The following is a 23,539-nucleotide window of genomic DNA, read 5'->3' on the forward strand; positions in this document are numbered from 1 at the left end:
ATCAATCTTTTCCCGCCATTTAAAAAGATAAACACTTGCTTAACTAGGATGGTGTTACTGTTATCAAAAAACAGACATAGAAATAAATCCTACATTTTACATAGTTTTGAAAATCAAATAAACCCCACTTATTCCTCATTATATACTAGGTCAAATGTAATACGATTAAACTACAGAAAAATCAAAATATTCCTAAAATGTAACAAAAACCGAGGGAGGAAAGGGAATGAAAAAGAAACATGTTGTCGCATCAGCAGTGTTAGCAACAAGTATGTTATTGACATCCTTAGGAGGTGCAAGCGGAGCGGAGCCAGGTAAAAAGCTGCAGCAAGCGAAGAATCCTAACTTTGCAGCCGCTATGGTCAACAAAAACCAAAACAAACTATTCGATAACTTAGAGTCGATGCTTACGGAAAAGAAAGCTTCAGAAAAGGTTGAGGTCATCATCCAATTTGATAATTCAATGGCTAATCAAAAGGCTCATGAAGCGATCATGAAGAAAGTCGGAAAGTTCGATACAACATTCAAATTCGATAAAGCGATCAATGGGGTAGCTGCAACTTTGACGAAAAAGCAGATCGAGCGACTTGAAAGAATCCCATTCGTTAAATCGGTTGAATATGATGCTCCTGTAAAAGCATTCAATGGAACAGCAAATACATGGTTCGGGACAGAAAAAGCAAGAGCGGATTACGGATTGACTGGAGATGGCGATGGAAATGTCAATTCGTATTCAATGGATGATCAGGTGGTAGCCGTCATTGATACAGGAATCGATGCAAGCCACGTCGATCTCGATGAAGGAAAAGTCATCGGATGGAAGGACCTTGTCAACAATCGTACGACCCCTTATGACGATCAAGGTCATGGAACACATGTGGCAAGTACTGTAGCTGGTGACGGGGATGGAAATCCGACGCATAAAGGTGTGGCTCCAGGGGCTGCATTAGTTGGTGTCAAAGTATTGGACAGCCAGGGCAGCGGAAGTATGAGTACAGTAACTGCTGGGATCGAATGGGCAGTAGAAAATAAAGATGTTTATGGCATTGAAGTATTAAGCTTAAGCCTAGGAACATCCGCGAGCTCGGATGGTACGGATTCGACTTCCCAGGCAGTCAATAATGCAGTAGATGCTGGACTAGCTGTAACGGTTGCTGCAGGGAATGCAGGACCTAGTAAGGAAACGATCGGTTCCCCAGGGGCTGCTGATAAAGTCATCACAGTAGGAGCTGGTGCTGACCTTGGAGAAGGCGGCTATTTCCTGGCTTATTTTTCAAGCCGTGGAGAAACAGCTGATGGACGTATCAAGCCTGACGTTGTTGCACCAGGGTATAATCTGACTGCAGCAGAAGCAAATAGCGGAAATGGTTATGTGACCTATTCAGGAACCAGTATGGCGACTCCGTTCACTGCCGGTACGATCGCATTGATGCTTGAAGCGAATCCTTCGCTTACACCGAATCAAGTGAAAAATATCATTGCAGGTACAGCGGAAGACTGGGGTCCGGCAGGTAAAGATGTCGATTATGGACATGGTTTCCTGGATGGCTTTGAAGCAATCAGCGATGCTGGCAATCTATCAGGAACAAACATTACGAAGCCGAATCACTTTGCTGAACAGAATTCTCTAGGTGGATCTGGTGCAGCAGATACGTATCAATTCAATGTGGATAATACGAACTATCCAGCCGCTGTAACACTGATCATCCCGGATTGGCAGCCTGGCTTCCTATGGTGGGGAAGTGAACCTGACTTTGATGTCTATCTCTATAACCCATCAGGTCAGCAGGTTGCAAAAGCAGAAGGTACTGAACGACAAGAAACGCTTACGTTCAATCCGACTGCGACAGGAACGTATACGTTAAAAGTATCCTCTTATGACGGCAGCGGAACCTACTACTTAGACTTGAGTGCAGGGACGGATGGTCTGAACCTGACTTCCAATCAATAAAACTAGTAACACAAGATGGCTTGCTCCGGCAGGTCATCTTTTTTTGTACAATGAATGCTTTGATTCAAACTCAAGTGGAAGAATCATCCATACATTCCTCTCCCTTTTTTATATAAAGTTAAAAAAGCACAAAATCTATCGAATAATTATGAAAAAACAAATAATCTATGCAAAAATGGGTAATCACCTCTATCTGAAATCTGAATTATCCGAATAAATCAAAAAATATTACATTGGCATGAAACTTGCATATTTAAAGTGTAGCGGGCCGGATATGCAAATCGGCTCAAATACGTTGTATAGAGAGGGGATTATTTTGAACGAAAACAAGAAGGTAGTTAAAAGACCGTCATTAAAAGTAGCCATGATCCCGATCGTCTTCATGATTGTGTCCTTGTATTTCGGGATTTCAACGTTTGAACTCGATCCACACATTCCGTTGTTACTGAGCGGGGTCGTCGCTACAATCGTTGCGTTATGGCTGGGACATTCCTGGAACGATATTGAAACGTCTTTCCTAAACACCATCCGTTTGTCATTACAAGCAGTCATGATTTTGCTCATTATCGGGGCGATCATTGGATCGTGGATTGCAGCCGGAATCGTTCCAACGATGATTTATTATGGATTGGATCTATTGTCACCACAATATTTTCTTGTGTCTGCGTGTGCCATTTCTTGCGTCGTCGCTTTGGCCTCAGGGAATGCCTGGACTGCAGCAGGTACGATTGGAATTGCCATCATGGGAATCGGCCAGGGGCTGGGAGTAGATTTGGCGATGGTGGCCGGTGCTGTTATCTCAGGTGTTTATTTTGGAGATAAGGTTTCCCCATTATCTGAAACGACAAACATGGCTCCTGGGATCACTGGTGCTGAGCTTTTTGAACATATCAAGCATATGATGTATACGACTATACCTGCACTGCTCATCTCGTTGATCATCTACACTTTCATCGGTCTGCGATTCACTGAAAGTGGATCCAGTATTGCAGAAGTACAAGCTCTACAAAACCAATTGGGTGATATTTTCAACATTACTCCTTGGTTATTGCTGGCACCAGCTGCAGTCATTGTGATGATGGTTTTCAAAATGCCTGCCATCCCGGGTCTTACGATTGGAGCCGTCATCGGAGTTTTATTTGCAATCGGATTCCAAGGTATGGCTACAGGAGATGCAGTCAACGTCATGTATTATGGATTCTCGAAGGATGTTGGAATTGAAGTAGTGGACAATCTTCTTAACAATGGCGGGATGGAAAGTATGATGTACACTGTAGCTTTGATCCTGATTGCCATGTCTTTCGGAGGAATATTGGAAAAAGCAGGTATTTTGGAAGCTATTGTAGTAGCGTTGCTGTCCTTTGCGAAAAAGACGGGAAGCTTGATTGCAACGACGGTTGCTACCTGTATCGCTGCTAACATCATCGCATGTGATCAATATTTATCGATCATCTTGCCGGGGAGGATGTATTCAAAGGCTTACGAGGACCGGAACCTGCATCCGAAAAATTTGTCCAGAACGCTTGAAGATGCTGGCACGATGACATCACCGCTTGTACCTTGGAATACATGCGGAGCATTCATGTTCGCAACACTTGGTGTATCAGCATTGAGTTATGCGCCATTTGCATTTTTATGTATCCTAAGTCCGATCATCGCTGTCATTTACGGATATCTCAATTTCAAGATCGAGTACTTGCCTGAAAAATCCGAATCGACAAAAATGAATCTGGAATTTTCGGAACGGAAGCGTGCTGAAGCTTAAAAAGAATTGAAAACGATTACTTCATATAGGGAAGGAAGAGATAAAATTGAACTATGATGAAATGATCACGAGTCCTTATGATGGGGTGATTGAAGAGGTTCATATAAAAGAAAACGGAAGGATTTATGAATGGGATGCACTTTTTAAAATCCGTACCATTGGAGGAATTCTTGAAACCATTTCAGTTGGTCTTAGTGGTTCCATCAAATCCTTGGAAGTGAGCGAAGGCGAAGAAGTTATCTCCGGGATGGTACTGGCTTATGTAGCGGAGGATCTAGTTGTAGGTGGAAGTGATTGATTCCTACAGGGCCAGTTAAACAAGGAAAAAACCTAATTTTCCGAAAAATGATTATATTTGATATAATGTATCCTTAGATGCAGCCATCTTGGGAAGGAGTCAGCCGAATGAATCATACAATCATAGATAAACTGAGCCCTATTACATGTTTATCGATCAATTCCACAGAAAACGAAATCAAGAAGTCTTTAAAGAACATAAACCAGCCCTTTGTGTTCCTTACAAAGGATGATGAGTTATATGCCTATGTTTATATGGATGATTTATACAGTGCTGAAGGAAAAGATGTAAAGCTGTCTGTAGATACACTCGAAAATTATGCCATTCCGATTACGAATGTGGGCGAATGGAAGCAAGGGAAGCCGATTTCCCTGCCCTTCATTTTCCAGGTTCTCGGTGAGCATATCACACTGATTAAAGATGAAGAGGATGAATTCATTGGTTATATTCGAAGAGAGGATGCCCTGGTAGAACTGTTCCGACAGGATAATCAAAATATCAATCTACTGAAAGTCATGCTCTCTTCTATACCTATGGGCGTCTTCGTCATCGATAGCGACAAAAAAATCGTCAACTGTAACGAATCTGGTTTGAAGATGATCAAGTCAACCTATCAGCAGATGATAAACCTTCCGGCTGGGAAGACATTTAACCAGTCCCATATTGATCAAGCTTTTTCTACAGGAGAGACATTGCTCAACCAGATCCATATCACTGATGAAATGGGCTTATTGGTGGATTATAGCCCTATCCTTAATGAAAAAAAGCAAGCAGACGGTATGATCATCATTGTCCAGGACCTGCCGATGGTTGAAGAAATGGCGATGGAAATCGAATATGTGAAGGACTTGAATACAGATCTGAATGCCATTCTAGCAACCATGTATGATGAAATCCTCGTCGTTAATAAAAATGGGGAGCTCCTGCGTCACAGTGAGAATTTTATCCCTGATTTCTGGGGTGTGGACAACCTGGAAGAGCTTGTCGGAAAGAACCTTATGGAATTCGAAGCGAAAGGGATTTTCAGTCCTTCTGTCGCAAGGCTCGCACTCGATAAAAAGAAAAAGTTTTCTGTCGTACAACAGACCCCTTCCGGTAAGAGTGTACTAGCTGTAGCGAACCCAGTATTCAATGATAAGGGGGAAATCCACAGGATCATCATCGCATCAAGGGATATCACGGAAACGAAGAAATTGAAATCCGAACTGAGGGAAACGAAACGTCTTTCTAAAAATTATAAAGAAGAACTGGAGAAGTTGAAGAACAAAGATGATTTTGCCAACAAAATCATTTATTGCAGCTCCAAGATGGAACAGGTGATCAACCGGACGAAGAAACTGGCCGATTTTGATTCGACTGTCCTCATATTAGGGGAATCAGGGGTTGGGAAGGAATTGATTGCAAAAACGATCCATCGGGAAGGAAACCGCAGGGAGAAACCATTCCTTACGCTCAACTGTGGAGCCATTCCGGAAGACTTGCTCGAAAGCGAACTTTTCGGGTATACGAAAGGTGCTTTTACAGGCGCTGATACAAAAGGCAAAGTCGGATATTTCGAACAAGCGGATCAAGGCGTTCTGTTCCTTGATGAAATCAGTGAACTTCCAACACGCCTCCAGGTGAAGCTGTTGAGAGTGTTACAAGAGAAGGAAGTAACACCAGTCGGGAGCACAAAATCAATACCAGTCGATGTGCAAATCATCGCTGCTACGAATCGAAATTTGGACAAGATGGTAGAGGACGGTACCTTCAGGGAAGATTTGTTCTACCGGATCAATGTCATCCCTATTCAGATCCCTCCATTACGTGAAAGACCGGAGGATGTTCCGCTGTTGGCTTTCCATTTCATCCAGCAATTGAACGAAAAATACGACAAGAATTATCATCTATCACCTGAAGCACTTAATCTATTAGAAGTATATGATTGGCCAGGTAACATCAGGGAACTGCAAAATCTCGTTGAGAGACTTGTAGTGACAGCTGATGATGATGTAATCAGTGCAGACTTTGTAAATCAGTCACTAAGGTTCGGTGACTCGAAGAAAGCGAAGCCGATGGTTACTGGCATATTACCTCTCCAAGAAGCTCGGGAACATTTGGAGGAACAACTGATCATACTAGCTATGAAAAAACACAAGACTACTACCAAAGCGGCAAAAGCATTGGACATCAGTCAATCAGCCGTCAGCCGCAAATACCAGAAAATATTGCAGAAGCAAGAGAAAATAGAATTATAGAAAATGAAAAGCAGGTGATTCCATCATGGAATTAGCTGCTTTTTTCTTTCTGAAGATCGAATTAACGGACATGAGAGCCCTTATTTTTATTAAAAACATCGTTTCGGGATTTTAACGGACACAGGAGCTCTTATTTAGCGAATTGAAGGTGATTTCAGGTGCATTTTGAAGAAATAACGTCCCTGGTGTCCGTTAGCGATCCGGAACAAGCCTTTTTCGGATGAATAACGTCTCTGGTGTCCGTTAACCACACCTCATGCAATCATAAATAGCGTTATGCTTTTTTGCATAATTTCAAAATCTTCAAGTATTAGATTTCCCATTAATAAAAGGATTTGAAGTTGGCATGATTATTGCATTACTTATATATGAATTTAAATTCCACCTATATCAGGAGGTCAGATCATGACAAATCAACTTACTTTGAACAATTCTGTGACTACTAATCTAGATGAACTCGATAAAAGGCATTATCTTCATCCAACTACGAATCCGAAACTTCTTGTAGACAATGGGCCGAAGCTCAGATTCGCAACTGGAGATGGTATCTACGTCAGTGATGCGGAAGGGTCCCGATATATCGATGGGCTTTCGATGCTATGGAATGTCAACCTCGGCCATGGTAATGAAGAGCTTGCCGAAACCGCGAAAGAACAAATGACAAAGTTGGCATTCAGTTCTTCCTTCGCAGGTTTCTCGAATGAACCAGCAGTACGCTTGGCTGAGAAGCTCGCATCCATGGCACCAGGTGACCTGAATGCTGTTTTCTATACATCAGGGGGATCGGAATCGAACGATACTGCATTCAAGCTTTCCCGATTTTATTGGGCTCTGAAAGGACTTCCGCAAAAGAAGAAGATCATCGCATTGAAGCAATCTTATCATGGTGTGACGATTGGCGCGCAAACTGCTACAGCGATTCCGGCATTCCATACTTTTTCTGGATCGAGCATGACTGAAGTCTATCATGCAGAACCTCACCTCACGAATTGTGAATTGGGGGATAAAAGTGATCCGGACTATAAGGGATGTATCCGTGATGTGATCGAAAGGGAAGGGGCGGAAACGGTAGCGGCTGTCATTGTCGAACCAGTACAAGGTTCAGGCGGTGTGCATGTCCCGACAGACGGTTACCTGGAAGCAGTCCGTAAGCTTTGTGATGAGTTCCATGTCCATTTCATCGCGGATGAAGTCATTTGTGGATTTGGTCGCACAGGTGAAATGTTCGGTGTAGATAATTGGGGAGTCGTTCCTGACTTGATGTGTGTCGCAAAAGGGATTTCAAGCGGATACTCGCAATTAGGTGCAGTCCTTCTGAAAGATGAAATTCGTAATACATTGGTTCAATATGACGATGTGTTGGCACACGGTTTCACCTACAGTGGACATCCAACCGCATGTGCAGTGGCACTGAAGAATATCGAAATTCTGGAGCGGGACAATATTGTGGCAAATGCAAAAAACATGGAATTCGAGCTTAAGGCGGGATTCGAATATCTGAAAGAACGGCATCCGAGTGTGACGAACGAGAGGGCATTAGGGTTGTTGGCAGGATTTGAATTGTATGCAGATCGGGATAAGGGCGTACCCTTCGATTCTTCCCTTTTACCAGCGACGGAAGTGACAGAGGAATGTTTTAGAAGAAAGTTGATCCTCCGTCCGCTCGTTTCCAAGGTAGGCCGGAACATCGTAGCGATTGCACCGCCGTTGATCATCAACAGGCAACAAGTACAGGACATCGTCAATATTTTGGATGAGGCAATCACCGTGTTTGAAAAGAAATATCGATGAATCAAATTCAATGAATGCCTTCCGCTTTTCTTGCGCTCGAGGAAAAAAGTACATTCCTAACGTGTTATCCATGGAACTAAAAATCAACAGTCTTTGCTATAAGAGTTTGAATATATTACACGAAAATCCATCATTTCAAGGAGGATGAAACATGCTTTATATAAATGGAGAATGGAGAAAATCCAATTCAGGTGAAACGATAGAGGTTTATAACCCCGCTACAGGAGAACTCATTGATTCGGTTGCTTCCGGAGGTCGTGAAGAGACCCGAGAAGCGATCCAAAGTGCAAAGGAAGCGTTCAAGATCTGGAAGAAAGAGACCGGTCAAAAACGTGGTAAATACTTAGCGAGAGTAGTCGCGAAGATGAAAGAGAAAGCGGATGATATCGCGAAAACGATCACGGTGGAAATGGGGAAACCGTTACCTGATGCCAAGAGAGAGGTTGGGGGAGCAATCGCTTATCTGGATTGGTACGCTGAAGAAGCGAAACGGATTTACGGAGAGACCATACCAGCTTCCCATCCTGATAAACATTTGATGGTTTTACGGGAACCTGTAGGGGTCACGGCTGCAATTACGCCATGGAATTTCCCTGCTTCGATGATCACAAGGAAAATCGGGCCAGCACTTGCCGCAGGTTGTACGGTTGTATTAAAACCTGCACCATCAACACCACTCTCAGCAATCAAAGTTTTTGAATGTTTTCATGAAGCTGGATTGCCGAAAGGAGTAGCGAATCTGGTCATTGGACCAGCAGAGGAGATCGGTGATGAAATGACCGGAAATCCCGATGTCCGTAAGTTGACGTTCACGGGTTCCACAAATGTCGGTAAATTGCTCCTCAGAAAAGCGGCGAACACGGTTAAGAAAGTGTCTATGGAGCTTGGCGGCCATGCACCATTAATCGTATTTGAGGATGCTGACCTCGATGCTGCCGTCCAGGGTGTCCTCGTGACGAAGTTCAAGAACTCAGGTCAGACATGCATTAGTACAAACAGGGTGTACGTGGCCGAAAACATTGCAGAAGAGTTCGGGAAGAAGCTTGCTGAAGCAGCGGCAAAATTGAAAGTCGGAAATGGAATTGAAGAAGGAATCGATGTCGGTCCGCTTATCAACCGCCAGGCTTTAGAAAAGGTGGAAAGCCACGTTGAAGATGCAGTGAGACAAAACGGAAAGGTGTTATGCGGTGGCAAGCGTACCGAAAGCGATGCAGGTAACTTCTATGAACCGACTGTCATCAACTATGCCCAAGATAATATGAAAATTTCCACCGAAGAAACATTTGGTCCGGTGGCCCCTATTTTCACGTTTAAAGATGAAGCAGAAATCATCGAGAGAGCAAATCATGAAAGCTATGGACTTGCAGCATATTGCTTCACCAAGGATCTTGGAAGAGGACATCGCATGATGAAAGAATTGGAGTATGGCATCGTCGGAATCAATGATCCAGCACCGATTGTCCCTCAAGCTCCATTCGGCGGGATTAAGGAGAGCGGAATGGGAAAAGAGGGTGGAAAGTCCGGCTTATTGGAATATCTGGAAGAAAAATTTGTCTCCATCAGCACTGGAAACTAAAACGCGACCATTATTGAAAGGAGCGAATGATGTATGACCAGCATTGATTTACCCAGGTTAGAAAAAGAAATCGTGATCAGAAACATTACACAGGAAGATGTATTGGAGGTGGCTGAACTATCTGATGACAGCTTCGGTCCTGATATTTCATTTAAAAGAGAGCATTTCGCCAGTCAGGCTGAAGTTTTTCCAGAGGGGCAGATCTGTGTGGAATATGAAGGAAAGATTGTTGGATCCTGTTCGAGTCTCATCGTCAATTTCGATGATTATGCAGACAATCATTCTTATACGGCGATATCCGACAATGGGTATATCAGGAACCATAACCCCGATGGCTTGAATCTCTACGGCGTGGAAGTAAGTGTCCACAAAGAGTACAGGAAGTTGAAGCTCGGCCGTCGTCTATACGATGCACGAAAACAGGTTTGCAAGGACTTGAACCTGAAGAGCATCATCATCGGTGGCCGTATTCCTTACTACTATAAGTATTCCGAAGTCATGTCCGCACAGGAGTATGCTGAAAAGGTCATCAATGATGAAATCTACGATCCTGTGTTGACCTTCCAGAAGAACAATGGATTCATGTTGAGGGAGGTCACACCGAATTACCTACCGGAAGACGACGCTTCAAGAGGCTACGCGACTTCTATGGAATGGACCAATGAAGCGTATAACCCGAGTAAATAAAACAATAGCACCCAAGTTGAGATGATTGAGGAGGATTCATATGCGTATCGGTATCCCGAGAGAAATTAAGAATAACGAGAATCGTGTGGCACTGGCTCCATCGGGAGTACTCAACCTGACTACATCCGGTCACGAGGTTTATATCGAAACAGGTGCCGGTCTTGGATCAGGCTTCACAGACGACCAATACATGTCTGCCGGCGCAAAGATCGTTTTGACCGCCCGTGAGGCATGGGCACAAGAAATGGTGATGAAGGTTAAAGAACCACAATCCGAAGAGTACAGCTATTTCCGTAAAGGATTGATACTATTCACTTACTTGCATTTGGCTGCAGAACCAGCATTGACAAAAGCTTTGCTAGATAAGAAAGTAGTAAGCATTGCTTATGAGACGATTCAGTTACGTAATGGAAGCCTGCCATTATTGACGCCGATGAGTGAAGTCGCAGGGAGGATGGCTGCTCAGAGCGGGGCACAGTTCCTTGCAAAGACTCATGGCGGTCAAGGTGTTTTGTTGAGCGGGATACCAGGAGTCAGACGTGGCAAAGTGACCATCATCGGTGGTGGCGTCGTCGGTATGAATGTCGCTAAATTAGCGGTCGGTTTCGGTGCAAATGTGACTGTTGTCGATCTCAACCCTGAAAGATTGCGTGAACTGGACAATATTTTTGGAAATGCCATCAATACATTGATGTCCAACCCACTGAACATCGCAGAAGCTGTTGCGGAGTCAGACCTTGTCATTGGTGCGGTTCTTATCCCAGGGGCCAAAGCACCTAAACTGGTTACGGAAGAAATGGTGAAAACGATGAAGGACGGTGCCGTTATCGTAGATGTAGCGATCGATCAGGGAGGAATTTTTGAAACCGTCGACAGGATTACGACGCATGATCAACCCACTTATGAAAAGCATGGTGTCGTTCATTATGCGGTGGCGAACATGCCTGGAGCAGTGCCAAAAACGTCGACGATCGGCCTGACGAACGTAACCGTCCCGTACGCACTACAAATTGCTAAAAAAGGGTATGCGAAAGCAAGCCTGGAGAATGAGGCGATTCTGAAAGGAATCAACACACTGGACGGAGTGTTGACGTACCAAGCCGTCGCTGATGCACACGGATTGGAATTCAAGCCCGCTGTGACCCTTTTATCTGAAAAAACATTGGCTGTCTAAACCATCACAATAATAGAAGATGTAGAAAAAAGGAGTGTCTACCAATGTTGCTGAAAACGAAGCACATCAATCTGAAAACAGAACTACCTGGACCCAAATCAATGGCCCTCATAAAACGGAAGGAAGAAAATGTTCCTCGTGGTCCGTTCAATACCTCTCCTGCATTCATTGAAAAAGGGGAAGGCGCTCTCATTACTGATATTGACGGAAATACATTGATCGATCTTGCGGGTGCGATCGGATCTTTGAATACCGGACATTGTCCACCAACAGTCGTCAAGGCGGTACAGGAACAAGTGGAAAAGTACATCCATCCTTGTTTCCATGTAGCGATGTATGAACCTTACATCGAACTTGCAGAGAAATTGAATGCAATCACGCCAGGCAATTTTAAAAAGAAAACCTTTTTTCTTAATTCTGGGGCAGAAGCGGTAGAAAATGCAGTTAAAATCGCACGTAAATACACCGGCAGAAGAGCGATCGTATCGTTCGAAAGAGGCTACCATGGAAGGACCTCGATGACGATGGCGTTGACCAGTAAAGTGAAGCCTTATAAGAACGGATTCGGACCATTTCCTTCCGATACGTACAAAGTGCGTCACCCTTATTATTATCGAAAACCCAAAGGGATGACGGACGATCAACTGGATGACTACCTGTTGAAACAGTTAAACGATTTCTTCCTGGGTGAAGTGCCTCCTGAAGATATCGCAGCTTTCATCTTAGAGCCGATTCAGGGTGAAGGAGGATTCATCGTACCTTCAAAACGGTTTGTACAAGGAGTCCGGGAAATTTGCAGAGAACACGGTATCTTATTCATATCCGATGAGGTTCAGACAGGATTCGGCCGGACAGGAAAAATGTTCGCTTCCGAGCATTTTGACATCGATCCTGATCTGATCACGATGTCTAAATCGATTGCGGCAGGTCTACCAATAAGTGCCGTGACAGGAAAAGCGGAAATCATGGAAGCTCCGAATCCTGGAGAAATCGGAGGGACATACGGAGGAAGTCCGCTAGGTTGTGTTGCTGCTCTTGAAGTGATCAAGTTATTGGAGGAGCAGAACCTGATTTCAAGAGCAAACGAAATCGGTACACTTATCAAAAACCGATTTAAGGAAATGCGGAAAAAAACAAATGTGATTGGTGATATTCGTGGCCTTGGAGCAATGACAGCGATGGAAATCGTTAAAGACCGGGATTCAAAGGACCCAGACAAGGTATTAACAGGTAAGATCATTGCTGAATGTAACCGTCGTGGGGTCGTCATTCTAGGGGCTGGATTATATGGAAATGTCATACGGACGCTCTGTCCTCTTGTCATCACAGACGATCAATTGAATGAGGCACTTGATGTCATAGATCAAGTAATCGAAGATGTCGTAAAGGAACAATAAGAGGGGGAGCAGTAATGGAGATGACGTTAGTGAAAAAGAATCTATTCATCAATGGAAAGTGGATCGAAACAGAAACCTATAAACCTCTTTACGCCCCTTTCAGTGGAAAACAAATCGCAGAAATTCCTGAGGGAAGTGTAGAAGACGTGGACAAGGCGATCATCGCTGCGGAAGGAGCAAGAACAGTATTAAGAAAAATGCCATCACATCAACGTGCTTCTATCCTCGAAAAGATTGCGTTTCTGATGGAAGAACGATCAGAAGAAGCAGCGCGCATCATCGCGCTCGAAGCTTCGAAGCCGATTACAACAGCCAGGGGAGAGGTAACACGTACGATCCAGACGTATAAGTTCGCAGCGGAGGAAGCAAAACGGATTGAAGGAAAGACAATACCGTTGGATGCTGCTCCTGGAGGGGAAAACCGTCTCGCTTATACTGTAAGAGAACCGATTGGTGTAGTAGCCGCAATCACTCCATTTAATTTTCCTATGAATCTCGTTGCACATAAAGTTGGACCTGCTATCGCTGCGGGAAACCCTGTCATCCTTAAACCGGCGAATCAAACGCCGTTGTCCGCCTTTTTCCTGGCAGAATTGATTGAGGCTGCAGGGTTGCCAGCGGGCGGATTCAATATTGTCACAGGAAAGGGAAGTGTAATTGGAGAAGCGCTTGTTACCGATAATCGGGTGAAGGCTATTACGTTCACCGGGAGCCCTGAAGTAGGAACAGGGATCAGAAATAAGGCGGGCTTGAAAAAAGTCACACTGGAATTAGGATCAAATTCCGGGGTTATTGTTGATGAAGATGTCGACCTTGATAAGATCATACCAAGAGCAGTACATGGTGCTTTCGCATTCCAGGGGCAGGTCTGTATCTCTTTGCAACGAATATTTGTACATGAAGCGATTTATGACAAATTCGTTCAAAAGTTCATTGCTGAAACAAAAAAATTAGTTGTGGGAAATCCTTTGGACGAAAATACGGATGTAGCGGCAATGATTTCTGGACAAGATTTGGGACGCAGCTTGGATTGGATACAAGAAGCTGTAAATGCCGGTGCTGAAGTTGCATTCGGTGGAAAAGCTGAAGGGAATGCACTGACTCCGACAGTCCTATTGGAGGCAGCTTCTGATGTCAAAGTGTCCTGCCAGGAGGTGTTCGCGCCAATCGTCATCATTAATCGCATCTCTTCCATTGACGAAGGGATTACCTTGATGAACGATTCACGTTATGGACTGCAAGCAGGAATTTATACTAAGGATATCAATGCAGGACTGGATGCAGCAGATCAGTTGGAAGTCGGCGGTGTGCTGATCAACGATATCCCTACTTTCAGGGTCGACCATATGCCGTATGGTGGTGTTAAAGAAAGTGGGACAGGACGTGAAGGTCTGAAATATGCGATTGAAGAAATGACAGAAATGAAGCTGGTTATCATCAACCGGAATTGAACCTGGTAACTTTGATTGAAAGGATACTGATTAATGATCAAACATCTAACGCTGAAGGGTACACCAATGGAAATCGGAAGGAATCATGGAGAGAAAGGTAGAGAACAGGTCTTGCAAAGCCTATCTACTTATGAAGCTTTGTTTCATGGGTACAGCAAGATCAGCTGGAAACAAGCGAAGGAAATGGCACTGTCACACTTGCACGCAATCGAACAATATAACCCAGATTTCATTGAGGAGATGGAGGGTGTCGCACAAGGGGCGGGTGTCGAATTCGAAGACATCCTTGCATTGAATGCAAGAAGTGAGATCGCCCTTGCCACTTACTCCGGCAAGACCAGAAGTTTCAGTGATGGGTGTACAGCCATTGGCATCACACCACCTCTTTCTAACAATGCGATCCTATCACAGAACTGGGATTGGAAGGCTGCGCAGATCAAAAGTCTTTTGTTATTGGATATCGAGCAAGAAGGGAAACCTTCAATCCAAATGGTCACAGAAGGTGGAATAATCGGAAAGATCGGGTACAATTCTGCAGGGATGGGTGTCTGTCTCAATGCCCTGCTGACCAATAGAAAAAGTGAACAAGTTCCAATACACCTTGGCTTGCGGAGTGTATTGAACTCCAGCTCCTTACATGAAGCCGTTTCTAAGATAAAAGATGGTCAGATGGCTTCTACCGCGAACTTCATGATCGGCAGTGATCAGGGTGATGGAAGAGCGATGGTAGCCAATTATGAGGTCTCCCCCTATGGAATCGATATGATGACGACCAATGAAGGGAAAGTCGTTCACACAAATCATATTTTATCAGACAAGATTTTGGAAAACGTCGAGGATCGGAACGAATTCAAATTTGATGACTCTTTAATAAGGAAAAACAGAGCAGAACAGTTGATCCATTCGAAGGTACACTTAAATCAGACTATCGATACTGAAACATTCAAAATCTGGTTATCTGATGAATTCAACAAGCCGAATTCCATTAATCATTATGAAAATGAAAGGGCACCAGAACACCGGAGAATGGAGACGGTATTCTCAATCATCATGAATCTTTCAAATCATAGTATGGAGCTGTGTGTCGGAAAAGCAGACCCGAATGAATATACCTATTACAATCTTTCGAATAAAGGTGTTATTAAATCTTAAAGGCTCTTTTCTAAAAGATTGTTGCTTTTGAGTAATTAAAAAAATTCACCTTGTGCAAGTTGATTGGAGAGCAAGGTGCGAGACTCCTCGAACATGAAAATCGCATTTTCTTCGTGCGATGTAACGCTGCCGAAGCTTTCCTTGTCCTGCGGGACCAGCGTGCCTACTACCTGAATAATCTCCTCGCAAGGCATGCGACGAGGAAACTCGCTTCGACAGGACTTTCTTGTAGACGCAGGAGCACAAATGCTTCCTTGATAAGGAGACTCCTGAGGTCGCAAGGCGACGAGTGGGCTCACCGCATGCCCCGCGGAAAGCGAGCATCCTGGAGCGGGAATCAACGACTTTTAAAGAAAACTTGGCGAGACCAAGCCTTTTGTAGGTTGAGCCTTAGTTGCCTTTATACTGAAGAAAGTATTTTATACTTTCTTTAAGTGCAAGAGCAATAAAGTTTGTAGCCATCTTAAAAAACAATATCAGGGTTTTCTTAACCGAAGATGGGGGAGTCCCCCGATTACGAAAACACTTTCTATTGTCTACCATAGATATAGAAAGTGTTTTTCTTTTTTTACGACTTCTTTTCAGGGGGTAACAAAATGCAGCAAGTAACGGAAACCACTAAACTTACGAAAGACCCGGCGATCAATCGGGCATTCGCATCACACTACGCAAAATCAATGTTTTTGGCAGTAAGCGGTCTTTTTATACTATCAATGATCGGAACTAGAATGTTCACTCATATTGATTTGAACCTGTATGGCTACATGGTAGGGACACTCGTTTTTCTAGGAGGATTCTTCTACAGATTCATAGCCTGGGGAGAGCGGCCACCGACCAAGATCATCCTTAAAAAAGGGATCAAGCTCCTTCGTCGTAAATCAACTCCAAAGACCTCGGTTGAGCATCTTGGAACATACAAGTTCATTTGGAATAGGGGAATTTACCGATGGACGCAGCATCTATTGATCGGATGGGGATGTATCCTCTCTTGCTTCGTGACATTTCCGCTTGTGTTCGGATGGATGTATTTCACCATGGAAGAGAACGGCCTTTATACAGTGGTTGCAATGGGTGTGAACATCATGAGCGTGGATGCAGAGGGAATCATAGCTTACCTGTTTTATAATGCGTTGAACATAACAGCCTTAATGGTCATTACTGGTGTTTCAATGGCTATCTATAGACGTTTGAAAAATATGCAAGCACGGGCAGAGCAGACGTTCGTTTACGATTTTCTTCCATTATACCTTTTGCTTTTCATCAGCATCACTGGTTTGTTGTTGACTTTCAGTAACGTTTTCTTACATGGTTTCGGTCAACCGACAATGTCTCTGATCCATCAATTTTCCGTCATTGTGACATTGATCTATCTGCCTTTTGGAAAGCTGGCGCATATTCCGTTCAGACCGATGAGTGTGTTTGCACGAAATTATCGCGAACATTACAGCGAACAATCGATGGAAAATTGCAAAGTGTGCGGCACGCAATTCGTATCAACAGAACAAACGGACGATGTCATTGATGTTCTACGTCAAAATCAAATCAATTTTGAAATGGAAGAAGGATTTCAGCTTGCTGAACTGTGCCTCCCTTGTCGAAGGAAGTATCGGATTTCACGGTTTTCAGGGGCACCAACTCATGAAATAAAGGTAAAAGAGGGGAATCAAAATGCAAAGGGATAAATTTTTCAGAGAGATCGAAAACAAAGAACACCCAAATGAAAAGCTGGTCAAAACACACTGCAGCTATTGTGGTATGCAATGTGGTATGAATCTTCGGGTCGATACCAGCACGAACAAAATCATTGGGGTGGAGCCGAGATATGATTGGCCTGTCACCGTCGGGAAGATGTGTCCGAAAGGGGTTACGGCATATCAGCAGACCAACCATAAAGACCGGTTGTTGACTCCACTGATCCGTGATGATGCTTCTACAAAAGGGACGAAAGAAGGCTTTCGGGAAGCCTCCTGGGAGGAAGCATATGATTTGATCGCCCACAATTTCAAGAAGCTCCAAGAGGAATATGGAAAAGATACACTCTCCGTATTCAGCGGGGTTTCAATGACAAATGAGAAATGTTATTTGACCGGGAAGTTTGCGCGAGTGGTACTGCAAACAAGATATATCGATTATAACGGACGCTTTTGTATGTCGAGTGCCGCCGGAGGTTTCCTTCGCTCTTTCGGTGTCGATCGCGGTTCAACACTACCATGGACGGATATCCATGAAACGGACTGCCTATTCATAGCTGGAAGCAATACTGCAGAATGCCATCCGACTTCGATGTTCCGTGTCTGGGAGGTACAGAATCGTGGAGGATACCTGATCGTAGTAGATCCAAGGGAAACACCACTTGCGAGAAGAGCCGATATTCATCTTGATCTGAAGCCAGGGACGGATCTTGCGCTCGCGAACGGAATCGTCCATCTGTTGATTGAAAATGGAAAGATCGATGAAGATTTCATCAGGAATCACACGAATGGAATCGAGGAAACAAAAGCAGTCGTAAAAGAATTCACCCCTGAGTATACGAGTCAAATCACCGGGATCGATAAAGACAAGATCATCCGTGCCGCGGAAATCTATGGGAAGGCACCAAATGCGATCGTCATGTTCGCAAGAGGGATTGAACAGCAGCATAAAGGTGTCGATAATGTATCCGCCTATGTGAATATGGCGCTTGTCACTGGGAAGATCGGCCGTCCGAAATCGGGTGTCGCAACATTTACAGGGCAAGGAAATGGTCAGGGCGGAAGGGAACATGGTCAGAAATCGGATCTATTACCTGGCTATCGGAAAATAACGAATCCAAAACATGTTGAAGAGGTCTGTAACGTATGGGGCATCACTCCAGAAGAAATGCCTGAGCCAGGTGTGTCAGCTTATGAAATGTTCGAATTGATGCAGGACAAAACAATCAGAGGGTTATACCTTCTTTGTTCAAATCCTGCTGTATCAGCACCGAACCTGAATTTCGTACGTGAAGCGCTCAAAAATCTCGATTTCATGGTGTGTGCTGATTTTTATCTCTCTGAATCTGCCGAGTTTGCGGATGTCATTTTACCTTCAGTCACATGGTCTGAAGATGAAGGAACAGTCACGAACCTCGAAGGCAGAATCATTAAAATCAACAAAGCGCAGGAACCAATTGGACATTCGAAGCCGGATTGGCAGATGCAAGTTGAACTTGCTGAAAAATTAGGACGCGGACAGTATTTCAGACACTTGAAAGATGCGAAGGATGTTGCAGAAGAATTTCGCCTAGCTTCAAAAGGAGGATATGCGGATTACTATGGTGCAACCTGGGATAAGATCGACAAACAAGATGGTGTGTTCTGGCCTTGCCGGGATGAAGACGATAAAGGGACACCGCACATGTTCACAGACAAAAAATTTTACCACCCGGATGGGAAAGCGAAAATCTGTGCCTTACCATATCGTCCACCTGCTGAAGAACCTTGTGAAGAATATCCACTCAGACTTACAACAGGTAGGGTGGTTTATCACTATCTCTCAGGCAACCAGACGAGAAGAATTCCGTTCCTGAAAGATATGTGTCCAGATCCTTATGTTGAAATACACCCAGAAACAGCAGAGAAATATCATATTTCTCACGAAGAAGAAGTCCGCTTGTTCACCCGTAGAGGTGAAGCGATTTATAGCGTAAAAATAACGGAAGCGATTCGAAAAGATACGGTATTCGTTCCCTATCATTTCGGCCATGAACAATCCATCAATCTGTTGACAATTCCAGCGCTTGACCCGATATCTAGAATGCCGGAATTCAAAGCATGTGCAGCACAAATCGAAAAACTTGCAAAAAGGGAGTCCTGATAATGGGGAAAAAGCTATTTCTAGAACTTGAAAATTGTATAGGATGCAGATCTTGCCTTGCAGCTTGTACCCAATGCGGAGGTCATGATCAACGAAACCGAAACTATGTATTGGACGTCAATCCGCTTGTAAACAGGCAGACCATGCCACTCATGTGTCTCCATTGTGTAAATCCAGCATGTGCAAGAAGCTGTCCAGCTCAGGCGATCCAGATTCATGAAACAGGTGCAGTCCTTTCCGCATTGGTAGAGAAGTGCATCGGATGTCAAAACTGTACGATTGCTTGTCCTTACGGAATTCCAAAGTTTGATGAAGAACAGAACCTGATGTATAAATGTGACCTTTGTATCGACCGAACGAAGGACGACATTCCACCGATGTGTGCTAGCGTTTGTCCTTCCAATACATTGCAATGGCTGACTGAAGAGGAAATTGCTGAAAAACAACAGCAGCACCGACTTGATAATGGTAAGTGGGTAACAAGCATGCCTTACTTGGAAGGTGAAACGAACGTCAAGATCAACCTGCCAGGGATTCTCCAAGGAACAGAAAAGTTATTTTAAAAAGCAAAGAGGTGAAAACCATGTGCCATAACAATAATCAATTTCCTTATGATGAGGATAATTTCACACATAATATCAATCGTTTGAACGAGCGTAAATTGGACCGAAGAGGATTTATGAAAACACTCGTAGGTGCAGCAGGATTATTTGCAGTATCAACTCTTCCGTGGGGTGCGGTCGCTGCAAAGGAATTAATGTCACTTGGCGACAAATCCTATCCGAAAAAGGCGATTACGAAAGTGAATAAACTTCAAATCGGCGATTCCGTAAAGTTCACTTATCCTGGTGAACATGATGACGCCTTATTAATCCGGCTTGGTGAAAACGAGTATAAAGCTTATCAGAATGCGTGTACACATCTCCGTTGTCCAGTGTTATGGAATAAGGAATCAGGTGACATGCTGTGTCCATGTCATCACGGTAAATTCGACGTACGGTCAGGTGAGCCGACAGCAGGTCCTCCAAGGAGACCACTGCCTGAAATCTTTGTAAAAGTAGAGAATGGGACGGTATATGCAACGAGGGTGAAACGTTATGAAGCGTAGCTACCTGGGGGTATTGTTACTTTGTGGTGTTTTGATGCTCAATATCATTTTCACGCAATATGCAGTACACCAATTTTATTTTGAACATTACCTGGAGACGATCATATTTTCGGTACTGAATGTCATCATGTTCCCGATTGCGATCATGATCTATCGAATAGAGAAAAATAGGGTAGGAAAGGGGACGGCAAATGATAAGTGAAGTTTATATCGACCTTTGTTTCATAAGGAAACCTCAAACAGATTTCAAAGGATTTATCGAACAGGAATTCCGCCAGTTGTTCCCTTCTACAATCCACTGGTATTTGGATGTCAAAGTGGGAGAAGATTTTGAAATGATCATCGCTGAATTGAGAGGTATGGGCCGGTGGCAATCAGAGGAAGAAGTCATGGCGCATTTAGATAAGCATGGAAGTGAACGGTTCTGGGATTACTTACAAGGTGTTCAGATGAACATATATCCCGTCATGAAAGGTTGTGCAAGGAATGGTTGAACCAAATGAAAGATTAAAAGAGATGATTGGTGCACCAATCGTAGTGACGATACAGGGGGACCATGACGAAGACCAGGGTCTGCCTGTAGAAAAACACCTTTATAAGATTGCTGAATGCCCTGATCATACCCATATGCGGATTTATTTCGATTCATTCAATTTTGTCGCTTTTCCGATTGATAGCTCCATGGAATGGTTCGGCGACACTTTCCAGGCTTATGATTCTCAATCCAACCTTTATTATCGTATCCGAAAGGGGAAAGGGAAATGATTTCACGTATACAGTTACCTTTGCAGACGACCAACCTGATCGTTGGCTTCATGACATGGGTATTGATTTCGTCCTTAATGCCATTCATAAAAGAAGATATCCAAATGAATGCTGGCCAGTTGGCGCTCGTAACGGCCATACCAGTCATACTAGGGTCGTTATTAAGAATTCCCTTAGGATATATGGCCAACCGGATCGGCGCCAGGATCGTATTTGCCACAAGTTTTTTCGTTTTGTTGATTCCAGTGTATTTGATCAGTGAGGCAAATACCTTTACGATGCTTGCAATCGGCGGGCTGATGCTTGGAGTTTCAGGCGCAGTCTTTTCCGTAGGGGTCACTTCCCTTCCGAAATATTATCCGAAGAGTCGCCACGGATTTGTAAACGGAATCTATGGAGCTGGGAATATCGGTACTGCGATAACCGCTTTTTCAGCACCAGTGGTAGCGAACTATTTGGGATGGACGGTCACTGTGAAACTCTTTCTTATCCTGCTGGGTGTTTTCGGAGTCTTGAATTTGCTTGTAGGTGATCGTCATGAGAAGAAAGTAAAGACGTCATTGATTGAACAATTAAAAGGCGTCTATAAGAATGAAAAACTATGGCTCTTGTCACTTTTTTATTTCATCACATTCGGTTCATTCGTCGCTTTTACAATCTATCTGCCGAACTTTCTTGTTACTCATTTCGGATTGGATAAGGTGGATGCTGGCATGCGTACAGCAGGGTTCATCGTATTATGTACCCTCTTAAGGCCTGTTGGAGGATGGTTGGCTGATCGTTACGATGCACTGAAAGCCTTAATGGTCGTTTTTACTGGTTTTACCATTGCGGCTGTTGCTTTATCATTTGCACCTTCCATTGAAATTTACACGATCGGCTGTTTAACAATTGCGATGAGCGCAGGTATTGGGAATGGTGTCATCTTCAAACTAGTCCCTTTATATTTTCACAGAGAAGCTGGTATTGTAAATGGAATCGTGTCATGTATGGGCGGTCTAGGGGGATTTTTCCCGCCACTTATCTTGATGTTCGTCTTCAATATAACTGGACATTACGCAATTGGGTTCATGGCTCTTTCCCAGGTTGCCCTGGCCAGCTTGATCCTTGTAATCTGGATGTATTACCAGGGAAGATTACATCTATCCAATGATATACTTCGGAATACAGTTGAAGGAATCATGATTACAGATACAGATGGGAAAATCAAATCAGTCAATCCGGCTTTTACGAAACTGACAGGTTATGAATCTAAAGATGTGGTCGGTAAGCGTGCCAACCTATTGAAATCCGGCATACAGGATGCTGCATTTTATAAAAAGATGTGGAAACAGATCAATGAGACCGGTTTCTGGCAAGGTGAAATATGGAACAAAAAGAAGAACGGGGATGTCTACTTGGAGTGGCTTACGATCAGTGCCATCAAGAATGATGCAGGAGATGTGGAGCATTATGCTGGTATGTTCAGTGATGTCACTGATCATAAAGCGAAAATAACAGAAGTCGAGGGTTGAATACGCGCTCTTGAACTTGTATTGGTAAAGGAGAAAGGAAATGAAGACTCGACCTTCAAGTGACGAAATTGCTTCTTATATCATAGGGTCACAGGAAGAAGAACGGAAAAGGGTGGCAAGTGAACTGCACGAAGGGGTCTCCCAAACCGTCTATAGCCTCTACTCCGGTCTTCAACTTGTTGAAAACCAGCTTGAATCTGGTGAATTGAAGAACCTTACGCATGATTTGATTCAGATGGCCAGAAGGACGTTAGATGAGCTAAGGACACTATCAAATGAACTATATCCGCATACATTGGAACGTCTGGGTATCTATCAAACAATAAGAAGCTACCTGGACATCTATTCCAAAACCTTTGGTATACTTGTATATAGTAAAAGCCATGGATTATCGAAGGAATTGACTGAAGTACAGAATATTACGGTATTCAGGGCGTGTCAGGAAATCATTCTGAATGCAGCGACTCATGCTGATACTACTCAAATCAACGTTGATTTTGAATGGAAGGAACATGAACTGCTGATAACGATCGAAGACACAGGCATTGGATTTGATATCGAAAAATTAAAAGATGGACAAAATTCAGGGCTATCTGCTGTCATGTATCAACTCTCCATGATCAAGAGTGAAATCATGGTGGAATCCTCTTCTGAGGTGGGTACCCGAGTCACAATGAAAGTACCATATGAACTGAAATGATGAGAAAGTAAAGTTGATTCAATACAAAAGACTTGAGAAATGCACGACACTTCTGCGGAAATAGCGATCCTGGCTTTAGGATGACCTACGGAGTGCGTTTTGCGAAGGATTACCAGCTAGAATAATGGATCCTATGAAA

21 protein-coding genes are annotated in these 23,539 nt (G+C 43.7%); 20 read left to right on the top strand and 1 reads right to left on the bottom strand.

The genetic code is table 11. The features are described 5' to 3' along the window. The first annotated feature begins 226 nt into the window (after positions 1 to 226). The 11 genes from ACTWQL_RS17775 (at position 227) to ACTWQL_RS17825 (ending at position 15,479) form a co-directional block, all read left to right on the top strand. Complete coding sequence (locus tag ACTWQL_RS17775; protein WP_443143773.1) at positions 227 to 1,951, top strand: S8 family serine peptidase; 1,725 nt, start codon at positions 227 to 229, stop codon at positions 1,949 to 1,951. 316 nt (positions 1,952 to 2,267) lie between these two features. Next, complete coding sequence (gene nhaC, locus ACTWQL_RS17780; RefSeq protein ID WP_443143774.1) at positions 2,268 to 3,716, top strand: Na+/H+ antiporter NhaC; 1,449 nt, start codon at positions 2,268 to 2,270, stop codon at positions 3,714 to 3,716. A gap of 46 nt (positions 3,717 to 3,762) precedes the next feature. After that, the gene (locus tag ACTWQL_RS17785) at positions 3,763 to 4,014 is read left to right on the top strand and encodes a hypothetical protein (protein WP_443143775.1); all 252 of its coding nucleotides are present in this window, start codon (positions 3,763 to 3,765) and stop codon (positions 4,012 to 4,014) included. A 107-nt stretch (positions 4,015 to 4,121) separates the two neighbouring features. Next, positions 4,122 to 6,251, top strand: coding sequence for a sigma 54-interacting transcriptional regulator (locus ACTWQL_RS17790; protein WP_443143776.1), 2,130 nt, complete (start codon positions 4,122 to 4,124; stop codon positions 6,249 to 6,251). A 405-nt stretch (positions 6,252 to 6,656) separates the two neighbouring features. Next, the gene (locus tag ACTWQL_RS17795; protein ID WP_443143777.1) at positions 6,657 to 8,042 is read left to right on the top strand and encodes an aminotransferase family protein; all 1,386 of its coding nucleotides are present in this window, start codon (positions 6,657 to 6,659) and stop codon (positions 8,040 to 8,042) included. A gap of 151 nt (positions 8,043 to 8,193) precedes the next feature. Beyond that, positions 8,194 to 9,618, top strand: a complete 1,425-nt coding sequence (locus ACTWQL_RS17800) for an NAD-dependent succinate-semialdehyde dehydrogenase (RefSeq protein WP_443143778.1) — start codon at positions 8,194 to 8,196, stop codon at positions 9,616 to 9,618. A gap of 33 nt (positions 9,619 to 9,651) precedes the next feature. After that, positions 9,652 to 10,305: a GNAT family N-acetyltransferase gene (locus ACTWQL_RS17805; protein ID WP_443143779.1), complete on the top strand. Its 654-nt coding sequence runs from the start codon at positions 9,652 to 9,654 to the stop codon at positions 10,303 to 10,305. Positions 10,306 to 10,345: 40 nt separating this feature from the next. After that, the gene (gene ald / locus ACTWQL_RS17810; protein ID WP_443143780.1) at positions 10,346 to 11,479 is read left to right on the top strand and encodes an alanine dehydrogenase; all 1,134 of its coding nucleotides are present in this window, start codon (positions 10,346 to 10,348) and stop codon (positions 11,477 to 11,479) included. Positions 11,480 to 11,523: 44 nt separating this feature from the next. Beyond that, positions 11,524 to 12,876, top strand: coding sequence for a 4-aminobutyrate--2-oxoglutarate transaminase (gene gabT, locus ACTWQL_RS17815; protein WP_443143781.1), 1,353 nt, complete (start codon positions 11,524 to 11,526; stop codon positions 12,874 to 12,876). A gap of 14 nt (positions 12,877 to 12,890) precedes the next feature. Further along, positions 12,891 to 14,327: an aldehyde dehydrogenase family protein gene (locus ACTWQL_RS17820; RefSeq protein ID WP_443143782.1), complete on the top strand. Its 1,437-nt coding sequence runs from the start codon at positions 12,891 to 12,893 to the stop codon at positions 14,325 to 14,327. A 33-nt stretch (positions 14,328 to 14,360) separates the two neighbouring features. Beyond that, entirely contained in the window at positions 14,361 to 15,479 is a 1,119-nt protein-coding gene (locus ACTWQL_RS17825; RefSeq protein WP_443143783.1) for a C45 family autoproteolytic acyltransferase/hydolase, read from the top strand. Between the two features lie 35 nt (positions 15,480 to 15,514). Here ACTWQL_RS17825 and ACTWQL_RS17830 read toward each other — a convergent pair whose 3' ends face one another. Beyond that, complete coding sequence (locus tag ACTWQL_RS17830; RefSeq protein WP_443143784.1) at positions 15,515 to 15,673, bottom strand: hypothetical protein; 159 nt, start codon at positions 15,671 to 15,673, stop codon at positions 15,515 to 15,517. Between the two features lie 447 nt (positions 15,674 to 16,120). Here ACTWQL_RS17830 and ACTWQL_RS17835 point away from each other — a divergent pair, with 447 nt between their 5' ends. From ACTWQL_RS17835 to ACTWQL_RS17875, 9 genes are read left to right on the top strand one after another with little or no spacing between them, the layout of a single operon-like run. Further along, positions 16,121 to 17,161: a hypothetical protein gene (locus ACTWQL_RS17835; protein ID WP_443143855.1), complete on the top strand. Its 1,041-nt coding sequence runs from the start codon at positions 16,121 to 16,123 to the stop codon at positions 17,159 to 17,161. Further along, a complete protein-coding gene (locus ACTWQL_RS17840) occupies positions 17,148 to 19,313 on the top strand; it encodes a molybdopterin oxidoreductase family protein (protein WP_443143785.1) in 2,166 nt (721 codons plus the stop codon). The genes ACTWQL_RS17835 and ACTWQL_RS17840 overlap by 14 nt, the downstream gene beginning before the upstream one ends. 2 nt (positions 19,314 to 19,315) lie before the next feature. After that, positions 19,316 to 19,876, top strand: a complete 561-nt coding sequence (locus ACTWQL_RS17845; protein ID WP_443143786.1) for a 4Fe-4S dicluster domain-containing protein — start codon at positions 19,316 to 19,318, stop codon at positions 19,874 to 19,876. A gap of 20 nt (positions 19,877 to 19,896) precedes the next feature. Beyond that, positions 19,897 to 20,421 (top strand): Rieske (2Fe-2S) protein, encoded by a 525-nt coding sequence (locus ACTWQL_RS17850; RefSeq protein WP_443143787.1) that lies wholly within the window; start codon positions 19,897 to 19,899, stop codon positions 20,419 to 20,421. Further along, complete coding sequence (locus tag ACTWQL_RS17855; protein ID WP_443143788.1) at positions 20,411 to 20,623, top strand: hypothetical protein; 213 nt, start codon at positions 20,411 to 20,413, stop codon at positions 20,621 to 20,623. The genes ACTWQL_RS17850 and ACTWQL_RS17855 overlap by 11 nt, the downstream gene beginning before the upstream one ends. Then, positions 20,613 to 20,915 (top strand): hypothetical protein, encoded by a 303-nt coding sequence (locus tag ACTWQL_RS17860; RefSeq protein WP_443143789.1) that lies wholly within the window; start codon positions 20,613 to 20,615, stop codon positions 20,913 to 20,915. Before ACTWQL_RS17855 ends, ACTWQL_RS17860 begins: the two co-directional genes overlap by 11 nt. Next, the gene (locus tag ACTWQL_RS17865; protein WP_443143790.1) at positions 20,908 to 21,186 is read left to right on the top strand and encodes a hypothetical protein; all 279 of its coding nucleotides are present in this window, start codon (positions 20,908 to 20,910) and stop codon (positions 21,184 to 21,186) included. Before ACTWQL_RS17860 ends, ACTWQL_RS17865 begins: the two co-directional genes overlap by 8 nt. Continuing rightward, positions 21,183 to 22,700 carry a nitrate/nitrite transporter gene (locus ACTWQL_RS17870; protein ID WP_443143791.1) on the top strand — a complete coding sequence of 506 codons (1,518 nt, stop codon included), beginning with the start codon at positions 21,183 to 21,185 and terminating at the stop codon, positions 22,698 to 22,700. Before ACTWQL_RS17865 ends, ACTWQL_RS17870 begins: the two co-directional genes overlap by 4 nt. Before the next feature lie 40 nt (positions 22,701 to 22,740). Beyond that, complete coding sequence (locus tag ACTWQL_RS17875) at positions 22,741 to 23,400, top strand: sensor histidine kinase (protein ID WP_443143792.1); 660 nt, start codon at positions 22,741 to 22,743, stop codon at positions 23,398 to 23,400. The last annotated feature ends 139 nt before the right edge of the window (positions 23,401 to 23,539 follow it).

The organism is Pseudalkalibacillus sp. R45 (genome assembly GCF_052246725.1).
Classification (GTDB): domain Bacteria; phylum Bacillota; class Bacilli; order Bacillales; family Fictibacillaceae; genus Pseudalkalibacillus.